The 21492-nt window shown below is 68.8% G+C and carries 18 protein-coding genes; 11 read left to right on the forward strand and 7 right to left on the reverse strand.

What is annotated here, in order from left to right:
- Positions 1-24: 24 nt before the first annotated feature.
- A complete protein-coding gene (gene ccsA / locus WEB29_03805) occupies positions 25-894 on the reverse strand; it encodes a cytochrome c biogenesis protein CcsA (GenBank protein ID MEX2136074.1) in 870 nt (289 codons plus the stop codon).
- 54 nt (positions 895-948) lie between these two features.
- Positions 949-1347: a zinc ribbon domain-containing protein gene (locus tag WEB29_03810; protein ID MEX2136075.1), complete on the reverse strand. Its 399-nt coding sequence runs from the start codon at positions 1345-1347 to the stop codon at positions 949-951.
- A gap of 86 nt (positions 1348-1433) precedes the next feature.
- On the opposite strand from WEB29_03810, the gene WEB29_03815 reads away from it, so the two are divergent.
- The 4 genes from WEB29_03815 to WEB29_03830 all read left to right on the forward strand — a co-directional run bounded on the left by WEB29_03815 (position 1434) and on the right by WEB29_03830 (position 5411).
- Entirely contained in the window at positions 1434-2507 is a 1074-nt protein-coding gene (locus WEB29_03815; protein MEX2136076.1) for an amidohydrolase family protein, read from the forward strand.
- A gap of 18 nt (positions 2508-2525) precedes the next feature.
- The gene (locus WEB29_03820; protein MEX2136077.1) at positions 2526-3392 is read left to right on the forward strand and encodes a PIG-L deacetylase family protein; all 867 of its coding nucleotides are present in this window, start codon (positions 2526-2528) and stop codon (positions 3390-3392) included.
- Between the two features lie 106 nt (positions 3393-3498).
- Positions 3499-4584, forward strand: a complete 1086-nt coding sequence (locus WEB29_03825) for an Mrp/NBP35 family ATP-binding protein (GenBank protein ID MEX2136078.1) — start codon at positions 3499-3501, stop codon at positions 4582-4584.
- A gap of 65 nt (positions 4585-4649) precedes the next feature.
- Positions 4650-5411 (forward strand): metallophosphoesterase family protein, encoded by a 762-nt coding sequence (locus tag WEB29_03830; protein MEX2136079.1) that lies wholly within the window; start codon positions 4650-4652, stop codon positions 5409-5411.
- On the opposite strand, the gene WEB29_03835 is transcribed toward WEB29_03830, so the two are convergent.
- The 4 genes from WEB29_03835 to WEB29_03850 are packed head-to-tail and all read right to left on the reverse strand — an operon-like array spanning position 5408 to position 10514.
- A complete protein-coding gene (locus WEB29_03835) occupies positions 5408-6487 on the reverse strand; it encodes an ABC transporter permease (GenBank protein ID MEX2136080.1) in 1080 nt (359 codons plus the stop codon). The two genes, WEB29_03830 and WEB29_03835, sit on opposite strands and share 4 nt — an antisense overlap.
- A 2-nt stretch (positions 6488-6489) precedes the next feature.
- Entirely contained in the window at positions 6490-7623 is a 1134-nt protein-coding gene (locus WEB29_03840; protein MEX2136081.1) for an ABC transporter permease, read from the reverse strand.
- On the reverse strand, positions 7620-9251 hold the full coding sequence (locus WEB29_03845) for an ABC transporter ATP-binding protein (GenBank protein MEX2136082.1): 1632 nt from the start codon (positions 9249-9251) through the stop codon (positions 7620-7622). The genes WEB29_03840 and WEB29_03845 overlap by 4 nt, the downstream gene beginning before the upstream one ends.
- A gap of 33 nt (positions 9252-9284) precedes the next feature.
- On the reverse strand, positions 9285-10514 hold the full coding sequence (locus tag WEB29_03850; GenBank protein ID MEX2136083.1) for a BMP family ABC transporter substrate-binding protein: 1230 nt from the start codon (positions 10512-10514) through the stop codon (positions 9285-9287).
- A gap of 170 nt (positions 10515-10684) precedes the next feature.
- Between WEB29_03850 and WEB29_03855 the strand changes: the two genes are divergently transcribed.
- Positions 10685-11539 carry an HAD-IIA family hydrolase gene (locus tag WEB29_03855; GenBank protein ID MEX2136084.1) on the forward strand — a complete coding sequence of 285 codons (855 nt, stop codon included), beginning with the start codon at positions 10685-10687 and terminating at the stop codon, positions 11537-11539.
- Here WEB29_03855 and add read toward each other — a convergent pair.
- On the reverse strand, positions 11532-12572 hold the full coding sequence (gene add, locus WEB29_03860; GenBank protein ID MEX2136085.1) for an adenosine deaminase: 1041 nt from the start codon (positions 12570-12572) through the stop codon (positions 11532-11534). The genes WEB29_03855 and add overlap by 8 nt on opposite strands.
- A gap of 6 nt (positions 12573-12578) precedes the next feature.
- On the opposite strand from add, the gene WEB29_03865 reads away from it, so the two are divergent.
- The 6 genes from WEB29_03865 (at position 12579) to WEB29_03890 (ending at position 21456) form a co-directional block, all read left to right on the forward strand.
- Positions 12579-13469 carry a hypothetical protein gene (locus WEB29_03865; protein ID MEX2136086.1) on the forward strand — a complete coding sequence of 297 codons (891 nt, stop codon included), beginning with the start codon at positions 12579-12581 and terminating at the stop codon, positions 13467-13469.
- Positions 13470-13558: 89 nt separating this feature from the next.
- On the forward strand, positions 13559-15037 hold the full coding sequence (locus tag WEB29_03870; protein ID MEX2136087.1) for a M17 family peptidase N-terminal domain-containing protein: 1479 nt from the start codon (positions 13559-13561) through the stop codon (positions 15035-15037).
- Between the two features lie 36 nt (positions 15038-15073).
- Entirely contained in the window at positions 15074-15745 is a 672-nt protein-coding gene (locus WEB29_03875; protein ID MEX2136088.1) for an A24 family peptidase, read from the forward strand.
- 168 nt (positions 15746-15913) lie between these two features.
- On the forward strand, positions 15914-17212 hold the full coding sequence (locus WEB29_03880) for a peptidoglycan DD-metalloendopeptidase family protein (protein MEX2136089.1): 1299 nt from the start codon (positions 15914-15916) through the stop codon (positions 17210-17212).
- A gap of 65 nt (positions 17213-17277) precedes the next feature.
- Entirely contained in the window at positions 17278-20181 is a 2904-nt protein-coding gene (locus WEB29_03885) for a transglycosylase domain-containing protein (GenBank protein ID MEX2136090.1), read from the forward strand.
- Positions 20182-20196: 15 nt separating this feature from the next.
- Complete coding sequence (locus WEB29_03890) at positions 20197-21456, forward strand: sugar phosphate nucleotidyltransferase (protein MEX2136091.1); 1260 nt, start codon at positions 20197-20199, stop codon at positions 21454-21456.
- Positions 21457-21492: the final 36 nt, after the last annotated feature.

Below are 21492 nucleotides of genomic sequence, written 5' to 3' on the forward strand. Positions count from 1 at the left end.
ACGCCGGCAGTCGCGGGCACGCGGCTAGGCTCCGGCGTAGGAGTGCTGGCCGACGAAGATCAGTCCTGCCCCGAGCCAGGTGAAGAGGATCGCGGCGAAGCCCAGCACCAGCAGCCACGGTGCCGTCGCGGCCCAACGGTCCCGTCGGCCGGCCACGTGCAGGTAGCCGCCGTATACGAGCCAGGTTGCGGCCGCCGCGAGCTCCTTTGGGTCGTTGTTCCAATAGGAGCGCCACGCGAGGTTTGCCCAGACCGATCCCAGCACGATCGCGGCGGTCAGGACCGGAAATGCAAGGATCGCAGCTCGATGCGAAGCCGCGCGGCAGACGGAGGCCGAGGGCAGCGAGGCGATGCCGTCGCGCGTGGCGCGCTGCACGATCTCGCCCAGGGCGGCCGCGAAGGCGACCGCACCAATCGCGTACGCCAGCATGGCGGCCCCGACGTGGACGGTCAGCAGCAGGGGAGCCTGGAGCGCGGGCACGAGCGGTCGCACCTCGTCCGGCTGCAGGAGCGAGACTCCCAGCAGGGCGGCCGCCAGCAGGGCCACGGCGGGCGTCAGCCCGGCGATCGGCCTGCGAATGGCCAGGCCGATGAAGACGACCAGCAGCGCGAATGCGAACGCCGCACTGAACTCGTGCAGGTTGGACCAGGGCGCGTGGCCGGTGACCGCCGTGCGGGCCGCGAGGGAGCCGAACAGCAGGATCGCCGCCAGGACCGTGCCCGCCAGGGCGGTGGTCGAGCCGCTGATGCGCTGCGCCGCGGCATCGGACGCGCCGTTTGCAGGCACGATCCGGGGGCTGCGAGCGATGGCGGCGACGGCCGCCGCGATGCCGATGGCCGAAGTGCCGAGCAGCGTGATGAGCGCCGCGACCAGGAGGGCCGAGGATCCGGTCATGCGTTGGGTCCTCCGTGCCAGCGGCCCGCCGGACGGAGGGTCAGGCGGCGGCGCTCAGTCCGATGTGGCCGCCAGGGTGGCGTGGGTGCCGCATCGGTAGCAGGACTCATCGGCGGCGCGAATCGTTGCACCGCAGTTCGCGCACGAGGCGAGCAGGTCTGCCTCGCATTGCGTGCAGAAGCGCGCGCCGGCGGGGTAGCGGAGGCCGTCATTGGGACAGTACGGAACACCCCGCGGCACGTCGATCGCGCCATCTGGCGCGCGGGGCAGCGGGAGGGCCGGGAGGGTCGACGACTCGGCCTGGACACTGACCTGCGAGACGCGCAGATACCCGATCACGACCCACAGCAGGTAAAGCCCGACCATGCCGATGAACGCGTACGGCGTCAGGGTCGCGGTGAGGCCACCGAGGCCCGTCGCGATGAAATTGATGACATCCCGGATGAGCTCCATGGCACCGCGATTCTAGCATCGGCCCGAGGCGACGCCGGATCGCGGAGCTGCGCTACACTCGGCCAAATCGTCGCCCTTCGAGGAAGATGCCCCGTCCCCGGCTCGACCCCCGTATCCCGCTCACCGAGCTTCACGTCCATCTCGGTGCCGCGGTTACCCCGGCCATCATGTGGGGGATCGCACACGCCCAGGGGATCCGGCTGCCGACCAAGGATTACTGGGCATTCCGGGACCTGATCACCGTCGGGCGCCGCCGCCGCTCCTTCGACGCCTACCTCGACCTCTTTCACTGGACCGAACTGATCCAGTCGAGCCCGATCGCGGTCGAGCGCAGCGTCTACGAGGTGATCGGTGGCGCCTATCGCAAGAGCAACATCACCCGCATCGAGCTGCGCTTCAACCCGATGAAGCGCAACCGGGGCGGCGAGCAGGACCTCGACCACATCATCGCCGCGGCGGTGCGGGGCATGGACCGTGCGGTGCTCGAATACCCGCAGGTTCGGGCCGGCCTCATCCTCTGCCTCGACCGTGCCTTCAGCCATGACCTCAACGAGATCATCGCCGCCAAGGCGATCAGCTGGCACAGCCGCGGCGTGGTGGCGGTCGACATCGCGGGGCCCGTCGATCCGAGCTTCCGCTTCAGCGACTACCGCGACCTGTTCGATGAGTGCCGGCGCGCCGGGCTGGGCGTGACGGTGCACGCGGGCGAGACGGGCGGACCGGAGGAGGTGCGCGATGCGATCGAGACGCTCGAGCCGACGCGCATCGGTCATGGCGTCAAGAGCGTCTACGACCCGGCCGTGATGGGGATGCTGCGGGAACGCGGCATCGTGCTCGAGGTGTGCCCCTCCTCCAACCTGACGACCCGGGTGGTTCGGAACGTGGCCGAGATGCGCTTCATCCTGCGTTCGCTGATCGACAACTCGGTGTCGTTCACCCTCTCGACCGATGGTCCGGAGATGCTGCGCTCGCACCTGCGCGACGAGATGGCGCTCCTGCTGCGCACGGAGATGATGACCCTGGGTGAGATCGGTCAGGCGATCGAGACTGCCCATGCAGCCAGCTTCCTAGATGACGAGCAGCCTCCCGTCAATGGCTCCACGGGCGGCCGTTCGGCGGCGGACGATCACGCGCCGATCGCCCTCGAGATCGAGGTCTAGGCTGATAGACTCCCGGCCGTGTCCTCGATCTGGCGGCCGGTCCGGGAGCGGAACCCTGCCCGCAGCCTGATGGTCGTGGTCGCCCATCCGGGCGACGAGGCGTTCGGATTCGGCGGTGCGATCGCCCACGCGGCGGAGTCAGGTGCGTACACCGTGGTGGTCTGCGCGACCCGCGGCGCATTCGATCGGCGCCTCCTCGACCGGTCCCCCGCGCCCGGTGGCCGCAACCGCTCCTACCAGAAGCCGCTCATCTGGCGGAACCTGGACACGGTGCGCGAGGACGAGCTGCGCCGATCAGTCGGCCTGCTCGGGGTGCGCGTGCTGCGCATGCTCGACTATGCCGAGGAGGGGCTGTCGAAGGTGAGCTTCGACGAGCTCATCGGGCGCATCGTCCAGCCGATTCGCATGCACCGGCCGGAGGTGATCCTGACCTTTGGACCCGATGGCGTCAGCGGGGATCCGGATCACGTGGTCGTCGGGCGCGCCACGCAGGCTGCTTTTGAGCATGCGGCCGAGCCGCTGGCGTACGAGGACGACCTCGAGGAGGACCAGGTCGCCTGGCGAGCGGCCAAGCTCTACCAGCTGGTCGTGCCGGCGGCTGCTCTGCGGCCGCTTGGGGACAGGGCCCCGGACGGCTACGGATCGCCGGACGGCAGCGACACGCTGACGCTCGAGCTCGGGGAGCTGGCTCAGATCAAGCTGGGGGCCATCCGCCGCCACGTCTCGCAGACCGGATCAGCAGGCCCATTCCACGATTGGCGGCCCGAGGTGAGGGACGCGTTCCTGGGCACCGAGCATTACCGGCTGGCTGCCTCGAACCTCCCGGTGCCGGCGGGCGGCGGCGGACCTCCTGTCGAGTCCGGACTGTGGGACGGTCTCGCGTAGCCGACCGGGCTCATCCTCAACATAGGTAGCATCGATCAGCCTGCTGCTCTGCTACCCTCGGGGCAGCCTCGCCTCATCAAATACCGGAAAGGACGATCCCCTGACCATGGTCGACCAGCTCACCGACGACAACATCATGGCTGCCCTGTCTCAGGTCAAAGACCCGGAGATCGGGAAGGACCTGGTCAGCCTGGGGATGGTCAAGGCGATCGAGATCACCGGTTCGACCGTTGACCTGACCGTCGAGCTGACCACGCCTGCCTGCCCGTTGAAGGCGAAGATCGAGTCGGACATCGTGGATGGACTGGCCGCCCTAGGCGCGACCACCGTCCGCGTCGACTGGGCGAGCAACGTGAAGCGCTCCTTCGGTGGGCCTGCGGCTGACCTGATCCCGGGTGTCAAGAACACCATCGCCGTTGCCTCGGGCAAGGGCGGCGTCGGCAAGACGACCGTGGCGGTCAACCTCGCCGTCAGCCTGGCGCGCGATGGTGCCCGAGTCGGCCTCCTCGACGCCGACATCACCGGCCCAAACGTACCGCTCATGATGGGAACCAGCGGATCGCACGTCACCGGGGTAGGGTCCCGGGTCAACCCTGTGGTCGCGCACGGGGTCCAGATGATGAGCATCGAGTACTTCCTGACCGGCGGCGCCCCCGTCATCTGGCGCGGCCCGCTTATTCACTCCGCCATCCAGCAATTCCTGCGCGACGTCGAATGGGGCGAGCTCGACTACCTGATCGTGGACCTGCCGCCGGGCACGGGCGACGCCGCCCTGAGCCTGAGCCAGCTCATACCGCTCTCCGGAGCGGTGGTCGTCACCACGCCCCAGGAGGTCAGCCTCCTCGACGCGCGCAAGGCGATCGCCATGTTCAACAAGGTCAACGTCCGGACCCTGGGCGTGGTCGAGAACATGAGCGGGTTCATCTGCCCCGATTGCGGCACCGAGCACGACATCTTCGGGACCGGCGGCGCGGCCAGCCTGGGCAGGGAGCTGGGGCTCGAAGTGCTGGCACGCATCCCCCTGGAGCCGTCGGTCCGGACCGGCGGGGATGCCGGGGCACCGATCACCTCCACCCAGCATCCCTCGAGCGACACGTCGGTTGCCGCCGCTGCACTGCGCGAATTGGCGCGCACGGTCGCCGGTCGGATCAGCGTCATCGCCGAGCCGTTCGCCGGCGCCCGCGCCAGCTAGGCTCTACCCGGAAGTCCTGCCCGCGGGGGATTGCCTCGGACAGCCGGCCGGGGAGAATCGCGTCCATGCGGATCGCCGTGCTCGCCGACCTGCACGCCAACCTGCCCGCCCTGCATGCGGTGCTCGACGACGTGCTCGTGCTCGGCTGCGACACGATGTGGTGCGTCGGCGACATCGTGGGACGCGGCCCGCACCCCGCCGAGGTCGTGGATGAGCTGCGTGCCCTTGCCGTGCCGACCATCCAGGGCAACTGGGACGATGCGGTTGCGCTGCACCGCGAGCAGCCGGGCGTGGCCTGGCCGGATACCGAGTCCGAGGCCGCCGGGCAGGTTTCGCTGGCGTGGACGATCCGGCAACTTTCCGATGAACAGCGCTCGTGGCTGCGGCAGCTGCCGGGCAAAGAGCGGATCGCGATCGACGAGCGCTCGGTGCTGCTCTTCCACGGCTCGCCGACGCGTCAGAACGACTACCTGTGGAGCGACCGGCCGAGCCGCGTCTTCGCCCGCGTGGTGAGCGACCAGGGCGATGATCTGCTGTGCTTCGGCAACACGCACGAGGCCTTTCATCGGCTGGTGGGCGAAAGCCACTTTGTCGCGGCTGGATCCGTCGGCTGCGGGACGCCGGACGACATGAGCGCGCAGTACGCCGTGATCGACATCGCGGGGCCGGAGCTGATGGTCAACTTCCGATCGGTCCCGTATGACCACTTCAGCGTCGATGCGGACATGCAGGCGGCCGGCCTGTCGCCGCTCCTGTTGCGGGTGCCGCCTTCGTCGCACGTGGCGCTCGACGCCGAGGCCGAGCACCTGGTCGAGGCGCAGCGCTAGGTCTCCTGCCCCTCCTTGGCGTATGGACGACCAACCGCGGCCGGCGGCACGCTGCGCCCAACCGCGCCAGCCAGGACGATGATGGTGACCACGTACGGCAGCACGCCGTAGAACTGGTCGGGGACGGCGCCCAGCACCTCTCCCAGCCCCGCCAGCTCCCCGGTCGGTGGAATGAGCCCCACGGTTCGCCCGAACGCATCGGCGCCTGCGAAGAGGAGCGCGGCGCCAAAGGCCCCTATCGGCGTCCAGCGCCCGAAGATGACGCAGGCCAGCGCGATGAATCCACGGCCCGCGGTCATGCCGTTCTGGAACGAGCCGGTCTGCTCGAGGGTCAGGAAGGCACCAGCCAGGCCGGCGAAGACGCCACCCAGGATCACGTTCCGGTAGCGCAGCGCCAGCACGCTGATGCCAAGCGTGTCCGCCGCTCTCGGGTGCTCACCCACGGCCCGCGTGCGAAGCCCCCAGCGCGAACGGAAGAGGAGGACCTGCACCACGATCACGAAGGCGATGAGCGACATCGCGATCGGCCCTTGCTTCAGGAACATGTTGAACAGCCATCCCACCGCCGGCAGATCGGTCAGCCAATCCGGGGGACGCCAGGTCTGGAACGTGCCCGCCCCGAGCTGCGGATTGGGCGAGATGAAGATGCGATTCAGGTACCCGGTCAGCCCCAGGGCGGCGATGTTGATGATCGTGCCGCTGATGATCTGATCGGTCCGGATGGTGATCGACAGCCAGGCGTGGAGCAGTGACAGGAGAACCGCGACTGCCACGGCCACCGCCACGCCGAGGAGGATCGGTGGCGTCACGCCAAAGGGCCCCGAGGTGTCGAACTCGACTGAACCAGCGGCGAAGCCGGCCGCCACGAAGCCGAAGAAGGCAGCCATCAGCATCATGCCCTCGATGCCGATGTTCACCACGCCCGAGCGCTCGTTCATGATCCCGCACAGGGCACCGAAGGCCAGCGGCACGGAGATGGCCAGCATGATCGGTGCGATGCTCGGCCCGATCTGAACGATGTAGGCCACGAACTGGACGAAGAGCCCGATGATCGGGATCCCGTAGAGGAACTCCATCGTCAGGCCGCCCCGCCGTAGGTGCGGGTCACCGTCTGCAGCTCATCCACGACGGCACCGCGCTTGGCGCGGATGCGGAAGATGGTGCGCACGATGATGTCCGCCGCCAGGAACAGGAGGATCACGGCCTGGATGACGTCGATGATCTCAACGGGGACGCGCTCGCGGATCTGCATCAGAGCGGAGCCGGCGCGCATCACGCCGAAGAGCACCGCCGAGAACAGGATACCGACCGGGTGAGCTCGTCCCAGCAGGGCGACGGTGATCGCGTCGAAGCCTACGGAGGTCGAGTACGAGGCGGAGATGAAGTGGCTGATCCCCAGCACCTGTGTGGCACCGGCCAGGCCGGCCAGCAGCCCGCACAGCGACATGGTGAGGATGACGAGGCGACCCGGGCGCATGCCGGCGTACAGCGCGGCGCTTGGATTTGCGCCGACGGTGCGGATCTCGAAACCCAGCACGCTGCGGAACAACAGCAGGTAGGCCAACGGCACGGCCGCCAGGGCGAACAGGATGCCAAGGTGGCCGCTGCCACCAGCGCGACCGATGATCACCGGCAGCTCCGCGTTCAGCACATCGCCCGTCCTGGCGAAGCTCGCGCCCGGGGTCGCGAGCGGGCCTGTCACCAGGAATGCGATCAGCGCGGCGGCAATGAAGTTGAGCATGATGGTCGTCACGACCTCGTGGGCGCCGGTCCACGCCTTCAACGCGCCCGGGATGAAGCCATACGCGGCACCCGCGAGCATTCCCGCACCGAGCGCGGCCGGGATGGCGAGCCAGGGTGACGCGCCGGCCACGGTTGCCCCGACGCCGGCGGCACCCAACGCGCCCATCAGGAACTGCCCGTTGGCGCCGATGTTGAACAGCCCGGCCTTGAAGCCGATCCCCACCGACAGGCCGGCCAGGATCAGCGGTGTCGCCTCGCTCACCGTGCGGACGATCTCGTCGAGGCCACTGACCGAGCCGGCCAGAAGTGACCCGTAGGCGCGCAGCGGCAGCGCGATGTCGGTGACACCGCTCGACAGCGAATTCGAGATGACCATCACGGCCGCGCCGGCCACGAGCCCCAGCAGCACCGCGAGGACGGGCACGGTTGCCGCCGCCACGGCGCTGGCGAGCCACTCCCGCGGCCTCATCGAGTGACCATCTCGGGATGCGGGTCGGTGGTGGCAGCTCGTCCGGTGGCCATCAGCAACCCGATCTTCTCGCGGTTGGCGGAGCGCCCATCGACGGTCGCGACCAGTTCGCCGCGGTAGATGACCGCGATGCGGTCCGACAGCTCCATCACCTCATCCAGCTCGGCCGAGACCAGCAGGATGGCGACCCCCTCGTCCCGCTTGGCGATGATCTGACGATGGATGAACTCGATGCTGCCGACGTCCAGCCCGCGAGTCGGCTGATCGAGGACGAGCACGCGGAGGTCCCCGCTGAACTCTCGAGCCACGATCGCCTTCTGCTGGTTTCCCCCGGAGAGGGTGGAAGCGGCCACCTCGCGGGAGGGCGTGCGGACGTCGTATTCAGCGATCAGCTCGTCGGCCCGGCGGTCGACCGCGGCGGCGTCGCGGATGAGGCCACCAGCCCTGGCGAACGGTGGCTCGTTGTAGTTGGTGAGGACCAGGTTGTCGTCGAGCGGGAAGCTCAGCACCAGGCCGTGTCGATGTCGGTCGGCGGGAACGTGGGCCAGCCCGGCGCGGTACAGCGACCCAGGGGGGTGGCCGGTCACGTCCTTCCCCGCGATCGTGACCCGGCCCGAGGTGGGCCGACGCAAGCCAGTCAGGGAATGCACCAGTTCGTCCTGTCCGTTGCCGGCGACGCCGGCGATGCCCAGGATCTCGCCGCCGCGCACGGAGAGGCTGATGCCGCGCACCGTCTCGTGCCGGCGGTCGTCCCTGGCATGGAGCCGGTCGACGACGAGGACCGGTTCTCCGGGATGGGACGTGCCCCGGTCGACGGTCAGCTCGACATTCCGCCCCACCATCAGCTCGGCCAGGTCTTCCTCGTCCGTCTCGGAAGGCTTGCGGGTGCCGACCACGCGGCCGCGGCGGATGACGGTGATGCGATCGGCGACCTCCAGCACCTCGTACAGCTTGTGGGTGATGAAGATGATGGCGTAGCCCTCGGTCCGCAGCTTGCGCAGGACCGCGAAGATCTCCTGCGTCTCCTGCGGCGTGAGGACGGCCGTTGGCTCGTCGAGGACCAGGATGCGCGCGTTTCGATAGAGGGCTTTCAGGATCTCGACTCGCTGCTGCCACCCCACGGAGAGCGATTCAACCCGCTGGTCGGGGTCAATCTCCCAGCCGAAGTTCGTGCCGAGCTCGCGAATCCTGCGGCGGGAGCCCCCGCGGTTGATGAAGATCGGTCCCGACATCGGCTCCTCGCCGAGCAGGATGTTGTCGGATACGGAGAGGACGGGGACCAGCATGAAGTGCTGGTGGACCATGCTGATGCCACGGGCGATGGCGTCCACCGGCCCCCGGATCTGCACCTCCTTGCCGTCCAGCAGAACCTGACCCTCGTCAGGCGTGACGAGCCCGTACAGGATGTTCATCAGGGTGGTCTTGCCGGCGCCGTTCTCGCCCAGCAGCGCGTGGATCTCGCCCGCGCGGAGGTCCAGGTCGATGTGGTCGTTGGCCAGCACGCCGGGATAGCGCTTGGTGACGCCGCGCATCTCCAGGACGGGAGGCGCGGCGTCATCCACATGCGCGGCCTGCGGTGGATGCGGAGCGGCCGAGACCGGGTGGTCTCGGCCGCTCGCGTCGTTCATCTCCATGGGAGCTCGGAGAAAGCCGAACTTCCCTTAGCTAGGATCGGGATCGAAGAAGCACACCCCCGGGCCCTTGCACGGGTCGACAGTGCCCGCCGCCAGATCCTCGAGAGCCTTGTCGATCGCGGCCTGGATGTCGGCCGTGATCAGGTCCTCGAAGTCGTGGTACGGCGCCAGGCCGATGCCGCCATTGGTGGCGTCACCGGTCACATTGCCGCCGACGGCAGCTCCGGCTGCCACCCGCTCGATCGCCTCCTTGATGGCGAGGACGATCTTCTTCTCGGCGCTGGTGACGATGCACTGCGCGACGTTTGGTGAGGAAATGTACTGATCGATATCGACACCGATTCCAAACTTGTCCGCGTCGCAGACCGCCTCAAGGACACCCTGCCCGCTGCCGCCGGCGACCTGGAACAGGACATCGGCGTCGAGGTCGAGCATCTGCTGGGCCAGCTGACGGCCCGTGGTCGGGTCGTTGAAGGCCTTGGTGATGTCCTCAGACACGTACTGCACCAGCACCTGCGCGTCGGGGTTCACCGAGAGGCAACCGTTGTGGTAGCCGCCGATGTACTGCGGAACCGGCGGGATGGCAAAGATGCCGCCGACGGCGCCAATGACGCCGCTCTCGCTGATGCTGCAGGCAAGCACGCCTGCGACGTACCCGGCCTGTGCCTCGGCGAAGATGAGGCCCTGCAGGTTCGGGAGGATGTCATCGAAGGTGGCATTCCCGTCGCAGTCGGCCGCGGCGGGAGCAACAGCGGTGTCCTTGTTGCCTTCCGCGTCGATGCAATAGAACTGGTCGAGGCCGATGAAGTTGACGGTCGGGTTGTTCTTGGCGGCGACGAGTGTCGCGTCGCCGAGCGCAAATCCGAAGGTGACGATCATCTTGAACCCGTCGTCGATGAGTGTCTGCAGGTTGACGGCGTAGTCCTCCGTCTTCGCGGTCACCACGACCTCGCCGGTCCCACCGATCGAGTCAATGCCGGCCAGCGTTCCGCACCAGCCAGCCTCGTTGAAGGACTTGTCCTCCAGCTGGCCGACGTCGGTGACGCCGCCGACCTTCCACGCAGTGCCAGCATCCTGATCACCACAGGCTGCGAACCCGGTCGCAGCCTCGGACGCAGCCGCCGACCCCGCAGCAGACTCCGCTGCCGACTCCGCCGTGGACTCCGCTGCCGACTCGCCGCCGCCATTACAGGCCGCGAGCACCAGCGCCATGGATACGAGGGCGGCGCTCGCGCCGAGCCATCGCTGCTTCCGCATTGATTCTCCTTCTCCCCTCACTCACTGACGGCCGGCGCCGCATCCGATCGCGGGTGGCGGTCGCGTCCTGGCCCGAGGGCTAGGCCGGCGCGAATCCGCGCGATCATACTGCGGCATCAAGCGGGCACTCAAGTGTTTTGTGTGGTTGGCATCCTTATCATCCGTCCGGCATGGACCGATCCGGAGAGCCGACCCTGCGCCTCGTCATCTTCGACCTCGACGGGGTCATGTATCGCGGCCGGCAGCCCGTTCCGGGCGCCGCCGCCCTGGTTGCGGCACTTCGCGAGCGCGGGCTGCTTGTTCGCTTTGCGACCAACAACTCGATGGCGACGCGGACGATGTACGTGCCTCGCCTGGTCGAGATGGGGGTGCCGGTCGAGCCGCACGAGATCGTCACCTCGACCTCGGCCACGATCGACCATCTCCGAGCCCATCTGCCTGAAGTCCGCACCGTCCTGGCGGTCGGCGCGGAGGGGATGCTCGAGGAGCTTCGGGAGGGGGGATTCGATGCGACTGTGGCCGGCGACGCCGCCGACCCCTCGTATGACGGCGGGCCGTTGGCGCGGTCGTACGACGCCGTGATCGCCGGGCTCGACCCAGCATTCGACTATGGCCGCCTGGCCGTCGCCACGACGGCGATCCGGGCCGGCGCTCGCTTCATCGCCACGAATGCGGATCTGCGCTACCCGACCCCGACCGGCTTCCTGCCCGGGGCCGGGTCGATCATCGCTGCCCTCCGCGCCGCGGCCGGAGCCGAGCCGTTGATCATCGGAAAGCCGGAGCCCGGCATCTTCACCGCCATCCTGGAGCGTGACGGCGTGCGACCCGAGGAAGCGGTGGCGATCGGCGACAACCCGGACGCTGACATGGTGGCTGCCCATCGGGCCGGGATGAGGTCGATCCTGGTCCTGACCGGCGTGGCCGATGCGGTCCTGGCCGCGAGCCTGGAGGGGGAGCGCCGTCCGGACCACGTGGCCCGCGACCCGTCCGAGGTGGCCAGCCTGCTGGACCCGGGAATCAGCTGATGGCGGGATCCTCTGCCACCCACGCCGACCACGCCACCTCCGCCGCGCCCATCATCGGATCGACGACGGAACGGGGGCCAAATGCGCGTCGAAATGCGTTGACCGCAATGTCGGCCAGCTCGCGCGCGCTGAGTCGCAGGGCGGCCGTGGTGCGCGCCATCTCATCGGTGAGCCACGTATTTGCGACGGTGCGATCGTCGGTGGAGAGCGTCACGCTCACCCCGGCGCGGTGCATGGCGGCAAGCGGGTGGGTGGCAAGCTCGCTGACGATGCCCGCCTGGACGTTGCTCGTGGGACACAGGTCCAGGGTCACGTCATGCTCGCGAAGCAGCGCCATCACCTCCGGATCCTCGGCGGCCGTGACGCCATGGGCGACGCGTCGAACTCCGAAGGCGACTGCCTCGCGAATCCGCTCCGGCCCCGGCACCTCGCCGGCATGTGCCGTCAGCTCCAGGCCGCCGGATGCTGCGGCCACGAACGCGGCCGCGTGCGGCGGGGCGGGATACTCGGCCTCCAGGCCCGCCAGGTCGAACCCGACCACGGGAGGGCCGAAGGCCGCCGCCGCCTTCGCCAGCTCCACGTTGGCGGCGGGAGGGTGGGAGCGCATGGCGGTCACGATCAGGCCGATGAGTGGCGTGCGCGGACCGAGTCGCGAGGCCGCCTGGCTGACGCCGTTGGCCACCGCTTCGATCACGTCGGGGACCGACATCCCGCGCTCCAGGTGGAGACGCGGCGCCCATCGAATCTCGGCATACGTGAGGCCGTCTTCAGCGAGCGACTCGACCAGCTCGGCGGTCACACGGCTGAGTGAGGCGGCGGTCTGGAGGAGCGAGATCGGCAGGTCGAAGAGGGTGAGCAGCTCGGCCTGGTCCTTGCAGCGGACCGGGCCGACCAGTCGCGATACGGCCTCCTCGAGACTGAGCGTTTGGCCGGCCTCGATGGCCAGCTCCACGGCGGTCTGCGGGCGCATCGAGCCGTCGAGGTGGAGGTGCAGCTCCGCCTTCGGGAGCATCCTCATCCGATCGAGATCCACCAACAGATGATAGGTGCCGGTGGCCGGCGTCGAGCGGTGATGGTCATCGGTGTGGGGCTGGCGGTCGGGATCGGCTTCGGCCTTCGCTCCGCAGATGCAGCTCGTGCCGATCCCTCGGGCGCGTTCGCTCGCGCGCAGCTGATGGCCGATGCGGCCGAGGCAGCCGACGTCGCCCTGGCCCGGCTCGGCGCCGAGCTCGACCGTGCCCGCGAGCATGCGCGGCGCGGCACGGCGCTGACCGTAGCCGGCGACGCGCCCGCGCCCGAGCTGACGTCCGCCGCGGACCTCCTGGCGGGCGCGAGCGACGAGGCCGATGCGGCCCGACGCGGGCTGCTGGCGTTGCGCGGAATCGCCGCCGCCATCCAACCCGGGGTGACCACCCCCGCCCTCTCGTACGGAGGGACAGACCTGGAGCTGATCGCCGGCCAGCTGCGATCCAGCGCCGCTGCGGCGACCCTCTTCGTGGAACGGCGGCACGCGACCCAGGCCGTGGTCGACGCCCTCGCCGAAGCCCTGGCGGCGCTCGAGCGCGACGATCCCACGGCCGCCCTCGACGAACTGGCGAAGGCAGGTGCGCCGTTGGCGCTCCTCGAGGACTGGGAGGAGCGGTCACCGCTGCTGCGCTACTGGATGATGATCAGCGTCGACCTGCTCGACGCGGCGCACGACATCGCAACGGCAACGCTCAGCGACGACCTGGCGGCGGTGAAGGCCGCGGGCGAGCGATACGCCGAGGCGGCAGCGCTGGCGCGAGGCGCGGACAACGCGCTGGCGCTGACGCTCTCCGAGGAGGGAGCCGCGATCAGCGCCACGCCCCTGCGCCGTCTTGCGGCGGTGGCCGATGAGGTCGATGACGCGCGCTCGGGACTCCTTCCCGTGCTGCGGCAAGCCCCCTGAGCCCGCAGAACCCGGCCCTATACTGGCGCGACCGATCCGCATCCAGCAACCACGATCGGTCCGATCCGAAACGATCCTGAGGAGCATCGATGCGCGTTCGTGCCGATAGCAGCATGCCGGCATCGGTCCAGGCCGATGTACTGGCGGTGCCGATCTACCTTGACGACCGCGAGCTGCTGCCCGACCTTGCCGAGCTCGACGCAGCCACCGCTGGCGCCGTCACCCGGACGCTGACGTGGGGCGAGTTCAACCCGGTCGAAGACGAGACCGCCCTGGTCGAGGTCGAGGGGATCGGCGCTGCACGGATCCTGTTCGTGGCCTCGGGTCGACGGGGGCGGGGCGCGTGGCGGGCGCGGCGAAGCGCTGCCAAGGCCGCTCGTAGGCTGCAGGGCCGCGGCGCGACGAGCCTCGCCTTCTGGCTGCGCGATGGGGAGGGGCCCGATGGATACGCGGCTGCCGCGATCGGCGCCAGCCAGGGGACATTCCGGCCGTATGCCTACTACGGCAGGGTGCGCGATACACCGGCCATGCTGCGGAGTGTCGAGGAGCTGATCCTGATCGGCCAGGAAGCGCCGGACGATGGCGTGCTCAGCGACGCGATGGCCATTTCCGATGGCGTCGAGTGGGCACGCGAGCTCTCCAATCGGTCCGCCAACGACCTGTATCCCGAGACGATGGCCGAGCTGGCGCGAGGCCTGGTCGGCGATGGATGCACGGTCGAGGTCCTCGGTCCGGCCGAGATGCAGGCACTCGGCATGGGCGCGCTCCTGGGCGTGGGGATGGGTGCGGCCCACGAGCCCCGCCTGATTGCCGTGAAGCTGCCCGGCTGGCAGGCGGGCGGAGACCGGCGGCTGGCGATCGTCGGCAAGGGGGTCTCCTTCGACTCGGGCGGGATCAGCCTGAAGGATCCCGAGCGGATGGAGGAGATGAAGCACGACAAGGCCGGGGCAGCGGCGGTGCTGGCAGCGGCCCGGACGGTGGCACGCATCGCGCCCCAGACGCCGCTGATGGCGGTTGCTCCGATGGTCGAGAACATGCCCAGCGGCACGGCCCAACGCCCGGGCGACGTGGTCAAGGCGATGAACGGCAAGACGATCGAGGTGATCAACACGGACGCTGAGGGCCGCTTGATCCTGGCGGACGCCCTGCACTGGGCCGAGACGCAGGGCGCCACCCACATCGTCGACGTGGCGACCCTGACGGGTGCCGTGGCGGTCGCCGTCGGCGACATGATCAGCGCCTATTTCGCCAGGCCGCGGGAATGGGGGAGCGAGGTGGCCGCCGCGGCCGAAGCGACGGGAGAGTGGTTCTGGGAGCTGCCGCTCGCGATCGAGTACCGCGATACGCTCGACTCGGCACACGCGGACATCGTCAATTCCGCCTCTCGCGAGGGATCGCTCGTCAAGAGCGCGGTCTTCCTCTCCGAATTCGTCACCGTGCCGTGGGTGCATGTCGATATCGGCGGCTCTGCTTACCTGATCCGCGACAAGCCGCACAACCCCAAGGGTTCCCTGGGAACCACGGTCTCGACGCTGGTCCGCCTGGCACGCGACTTTGCGCGGGCCTAGCCGGGCCATGCGCAGCGGCGGGAGACCGACGGGGCGTTGACGATCGCAGGGCTGCTCGCGGGCATCGCCTTCGCCGTGATCGGTGCCGGCGCCGAGCGTCTCGCAAGCGCCTGGCCGGCTGACGAGGCCTCGCATCGGGGACCTGGGCTGCGGACCGCCCTGCTGGCAATCGGTGCGGGCGTGGCGGGCGGAGCCGTCGCCTGGCGATCGACCCTCCCTGCCTGGGCGCTGGCGGTCCACCTCCTGATCCTGGCCGTGCTTGTCGTGCTGACCGCAACGGACCTGGAGCAGCGCCGGCTGCCCCACCTGCTGCTCGACACGCTCATCGTGGTCGCCGCGCTGTTCGTGCCGTTCAATCCGCAGGTCGGATGGCTGGATGCGCTCATCGGCGGAGCCGTGGCGGTTGCGTTCATGGGCGTGCTGGGCCTGGCGGTGCGCGGCGGGGTGGCGCTTGGCGACCTCTACCTGGTTGGCCCCATCGGCCTGGTCGTGGGATGGCCTGCCATCTTCATCGCCGTGTTCGTGGCCGGGCTCCTCGCGGCCGCCATCAGCGTGCTGCTGCTGGTGACGCGACGCGCCGGACTCAAGAGCTACATCCCGTTCGGACCCTTCCTCGTCGCCGGCATGGTAGTCACGCTCGTGCGCGATCCGGCGCTGCTCGGTCCACTCGCGTCCGCGCTCACCGCGACCCTCGATTTCCTGAGGTAGGACGGTCTCGCCAACGGGTGCCGCCGGGTGACGTCATCCCATTGACAGGGATCTGGACAGGTCGGGTATTCTTGGCCCCCCGGCCGAACGCCAGGGTCGCTCCGAGTCCCGCGCGCGTGCCCTGGCGACGCGGCCCGAAGCAGCTACCGCCAGCGACATCAGGGAGTCATGTCGATCGCCAGTCGCCCAGCCGCGCCATGGGTCGTCGCCTTCCTGCTGCTGACGGTGGCCGCCGCCCCCCTGCAGTGGCAGGCGATGGTGCGCGCGACCGATCCGACGGTCGGCGTGGCGATCACCGAGCAGCAGCAGATGGAGGCCGAGCTGCAGCGCCAGCGCACCCAGCTGGCCGAGCTGCAGCGCGAGGAAGCCAACCTGGCCGCCAGCCTGCTCAGCATCAGCAGCGATCTGACGAAGGTCGGACTCGAGCTGGAACAGGCCGCGCGGGACATCGAGCAGGCGGCGCGAAGGCTCGAGCTGGCGCGGGCCGAGCTTCGGAAGTACGAGTTCGAGATCGACACCCTCGAGCAGACGCTCGTGGAGCTGGCAGGCGGGATCGAGGTCTCGAAGGTCGAGCTGGCCGAGCGCGAGGCGCTCCTGCAGGAGCACTTGCGCACCGCGTACGAGCAGAGCCAGACGTCGGTCCTGGAGATCCTCCTGTCGACCGATTCATTCACCAAGGCCTCGAACGAGCTCTCGTCCATGCTGACCCTGTCCGACCAGGACCGGAGGCTGGCCGATGAGATCCGCGACAGGCGGACTCGCCTGGAGGTGCGCAGCGAGACGCTGAGCGTCGGGCGCGGCACGCTGACCAAGCTGCGTGATGCCGCCGCTGCTCGGGCTGACGCCCTGGCCGAACAGCAGAGGGAGCTCGACGCGGCGCGCGCCGCACTCGAGGCGCAGCGCAAGCAACTGGAGGAGATGCGCGGCGCCCAGGAGGGGCAGCTCGCCACCGTCAACCTGAGCGCCGATGCTCAGCAGCAGCTGATTGCCGCGCAGGAGCAGCAACTCCTGGCGCAGCAGTCGCTGGTTGACAAGCTCAAGGCCGCCGCCGACCGCCTCGACATCGCCTACCGGGGTCGCTTCGACTGGCCCGAGCGAGGATCGTTCATGGTCACCCAGGAGTTCGGCCCCACGGCGTTCAATACCTTTCATCCCGGGCTCGACATGGCCTATGTGAGCCGCTGCGACGGCCCGATCTACGCCGCGGGCGATGGCATCGTGATCGCCGATGGGCGTCCGAACGCGAAGTACGGCGACTATGGCGTCGGCGTCGTCATCGGCCACTCGCAGCGGCTCGCTACCGTGTACTGGCACCTCTCGCGCGAGATCGTGACGGTGGGGCAGGAGGTCCACGTCGGAGACGTGATCGGCTACGAGGGCTCAACCGGATTTGTGACCGGGTGCCATTTGCATTTCGGGGTCCAGTTCGACGGCGCCGCGGTGAACCCGAGGAAGTACCTGCCCTGATTCGCCAGCCACCGCGCTGACGGCACGATTCGACCGATTCACGCGCATGGGGTACCGTTCGCCCGATGCACCCGGCCATGCAGCGGCGCCGTCATCGGCTGATGATCCGCCGCACCACCCAGCGTCGCAGTCCGCGACGCGGGCTCGCAACGTTCCTCATGGTTCTGGTCGGCGTCTTTGTCCTGTTCATCGGCGGCTCGATCGCGGGGACTGGCGCCGGCCTGCTGGCCGCGTACAGCTACTTCTCGACCGGCCTGCCCGACCCGCACATCATCGACGGCATCGCGATGCCGGCCAGCACGTACGTCTACGACCGCACCGGGACCCAGCTGCTGGCCCGTTTCGAATGCGAGAACCGCGAAGAGGTCCGATTCGCGGAGCTCCCCACCTGGATCGTGGACGCCACCGTTGCTGCCGAGGATCGCACCTTCTGGACCAACGATGGCATCGACTACACCGCCGTCGCGCGCGCCGCGCTGGCGAACCTCGAGGCAGGGTCAATCGTCCAGGGTGCCAGCACGATCACCCAGCAGGTGATCAAGTACGCAGGCTCGATCAAGCTGGAGCAGGCGGAGAACGAGCCACCAACCTCTGCGGCGCCTTCGGTGGAGCTGGATCCCGGGACCGCGCCGACCTCGACCGACCCATGCGAGCAGCCCGACCTCACCTTCCTGGAGGGCCGTGGGTTCGGTGACAAGATTCGCGAGCAGATCCTCGCCCGCCAGGTGACGGCGGCCTATCCGGGCCGGCCCGGCAAGGAGCGGATCCTCGAGACCTATCTCAACCTGATCTATTACGGGAATCGCTCCTACGGCATCAAAGCAGCCTCGGCCAACTTCTTCGGCACGTCGGACCTGAGCAAGCTGAGCCTGGCACAGGGAGCCTTCCTGGCAGGGCTGCCGCAGCTCCCCAGCTATTACGACCCGTACCAGCCGGTCGAGAGTCCGCGCGGTCCGGCGCGAGCCATCGCGCGCCGCGACGACGTGCTGAGCGACATGCTCGAGGAGGGATACATCACCCAGCGCGAACACGACGAGGCGGTCGCCGTCACCTGGGAGGCGATGAACCCGAGCAAGGTGACCTCGGTCCTGCGCGAGCCGCACTTCTCGTTCCGCGTGCAGCACGAGGTCGAGCGCATCCTGGAGGCGATGGGGGTCGCGAATCCCGAGCAGGCGGTGCGGACCGGCGGCTACCGGATCACCACCACGCTCGACTACCAGTTGCAGCAGGTCGCCAAGGAGCAGGTGCGGTACTACGTGGACTGTCTCGCGGGCCTGACGAGATCGAAAACGGCTGGCATCGCCTGCGGCGACAAGAACGTACACAACGGGGCGCTGGTGGCCATCAACTCAGCCACCGGCGAGATCGTCGCCTACGTCGGCAGCGTCGACTACTACAACCGCAAGGATCCGCGGGTGCGGGGTCAGTTCGACGTGGCCGGGCTCGGCCTGCGCCAGCCCGGTTCCGCCTTCAAGCCGATCACCTACAGCTCGGCCTTCCGCGCCCGCCAGGCGACCCCGGCGACCTTCTTCCTGGACGCCGTGGTGCAGTACGGCTCGTCGAACCCTGAGCAGGCCTACATCCCCACCAACGCGAACATCAAGGAGCACGGTCCGGTCCTGGCCGTGGACGCGCTGCGCTACTCGCTGAACGTGCCCTCGGTGATGATGCAGTACCTGGTCGGAGTGGACGTGACGGCCCAGTTCGCACAGTCGATGGGGGTCGCCAGCTCGGAGTACATCCTCGGCCAGGATCCAGGCCTGACCCTCACCCTCGGATCGGTGGAGATCAACCTGACCAACATGACGCAGGCGTACGGCGTCTTCGCCGCGGAGGGAACGCTGCATCCTTCGACGGCGGTGCTGCAGATCCGCGACCGCGACGGCAAGGTGATCTACGACATCGCCGAGAACGGCCCGAAGGCGACCGAGCCGATGACTCCCGCGGAGGCCTACCTGACCCACTGGATCCTGGAGGGCAACACCAACCCCCGGACCAACGACCTCTGGGGCCCGCCGTCCCAGATCTTCGACCCCAGCGGGCAGCGTCGCCACGCGGCGCTCAAGACCGGCACCACCAATGACTTCAAAGATGTATCCGCGTTTGGATACATCCCCGGCAGCCTGGTCACGGGCGTCTGGATGGGCAACAGCAACCAGGAGCCGCTCTCCAACAAGCTCGGGCAGGGCCTGTACAGCGCCGATGGTCCGCTCTACCTGTGGCACGACTTCATGAAGCTCGCCATCAACCAGGCGTGGGACTGGAACGGACAGGCCCCGGTCCCCAACAAGGACTTCGTGCAGCCGCCGGGGGTCGTGACCGCGTCCGTCTGTCGCTTCAGCGGGATGTCGCCGACCGGCGCCTGCGGGCCGACGATCGAGGTTCCGTTCCTGGATGGGACGATCCCGCCGCGCGACAACGTGCACGTCAACAAGCGCGGCAGCACCGGCGCCGTGTCCACTCCCGATGCTTCCGGCAATGGCGGCGGACGCCAGGTGAGCGGCACGTGCTTCGACGTTGTGGCCGAGGTCGCCCAGGACGGCCGTCGACCGCGCGAGATGGTGGCCGCCGCGAGACGATGGTCCGATCGCTTCGTCAACGGCCAATGGGGCCCGCGAGGGAGCTCGAATCAGATCGGGATCCTTGGACCCGAGAAGGTGTGGCTGCTGATCGCTCCGCTGCGGGGCAACACCGGCTTTGGCGCCCCGATCTGCGGGACGATCCGCGCCACGCCAACCCCGGAACCGACCCCGAAGGGGAGCGGCGGTGGTGGCGGCGGTGGTGGCGGCGGATGCGGGCCCGGCAATTCGGACAAATGCACCCCCGCGCCGACGCCTGCGCCGGAGGGAGCCCTTCCCATCCAGTCGCCAGCCCTCGTGACCTTGTTCGCTGTGCCCGCGATTCTTGGGATGGTGCCCCTCGCCGCCCGAGTCGGTCGCTGGGGGAGGCGCCGATTTCGGCGTCGCTGATGCGACAATCACGGCGTGGCGCAGTCGATCCTGACCCTGGTCCTGGCTGGCGGAGAGGGTGAGCGGCTCTCGATCCTGTCGCAGGTCCGTGCCAAACCGGGCGTTCCGTTCGGCGGCAAGTACCGGATCATCGACTTCGCGCTCTCAAACGCGGTGAACTCCGGCCTCACCGATGTCGCGGTCCTGACGCAGTACGCGCCCCGATCGCTGATCGACCATATCGGTGTCGGGCGACCCTGGGACCTCGACCGCAGCCGGGGCGGCGTCACCCTCCTGCAGCCGTACCTCGGCCGTGGACGCACCCGCGAGTGGTATCGCGGCACGGCGGACGCAGTCCTGCAGAACGTGGAGTTCATCGCCGACCGCGACCCCGAGTTGGTGGTGATCCTTGCCGGGGACCACGTCTACAAGATGGACTACCGGCCGTTCATCGAGCGGCATCGCAACTCCCGGGCGGATATCACGTGCGCGGTGCGCACGGTGCCGATCGAGGACGCGCATCGGTTCGGGATTCTCGAGGCCGATGAGGATGGCTGGATCACCGCATTCGTCGAAAAGCCGGCGAAGCCGACCAGCAACCTGGTCAGCATGGGCGTCTACGTCTTCGGGTGGCCGCACCTGCGCTCGGTGCTCTCTGCCGACCGGGTTGATTTCGGCCGCGATGTGCTGCCGGCCATGGTCGCCGCCGGCAGGCGGGTCGGCGCGTACTCCTACGGCGGCTACTGGCAGGACGTCGGAACGGTCGAGAGCTACTGGCAGACGAGCCTCGACCTGCTCTCCGACGACCCCGGGATCGACCTCTACGACCGCGGCTGGCTGATCTACACCAGGAGCGAGGAACGCGCCCCGGCGCTGATCGGGCCGGCGGCGAAGGTGACGCGCAGCATGGTGAGCCACGGGTGCGTGATCCATGGCACGGTGGAGCACAGCATCCTGTCACCGGGGGTCCGTGTCGAGGAGGGCGCCGTGGTGCGTGACTCGATCGTGATGTTCGATACCGTGATCGGTGCGGGTGCCAGCATCGACCGCGCCATCCTCGACAAGGACTGCGTGGTCGGTCCCGGCAGCCGGGTCGGCGACGGCGATGACCTGCGGCCAAACCGTGACGAGCCCGAGCGCCTCTTTGCCGGGATCACGCTGGTTGGCAAGCGCGCCCGGATCCCCAGCGGGATCGTCATCGGGCGCAACTGCCGGATCGACCCGAGCGTCGAAGAGGCCGACTTCGGACGCCGCCGCAGGATCCGATCGGGCACGACGGTGGCCCACCCTGGCTGAGGGCGCACCACCCCTCGACGCCTGGCTGGCGGAGCT

Source organism: Chloroflexota bacterium, assembly GCA_040902225.1.
Lineage (GTDB): Bacteria > Chloroflexota > Limnocylindria > QHBO01 > QHBO01 > CF-167.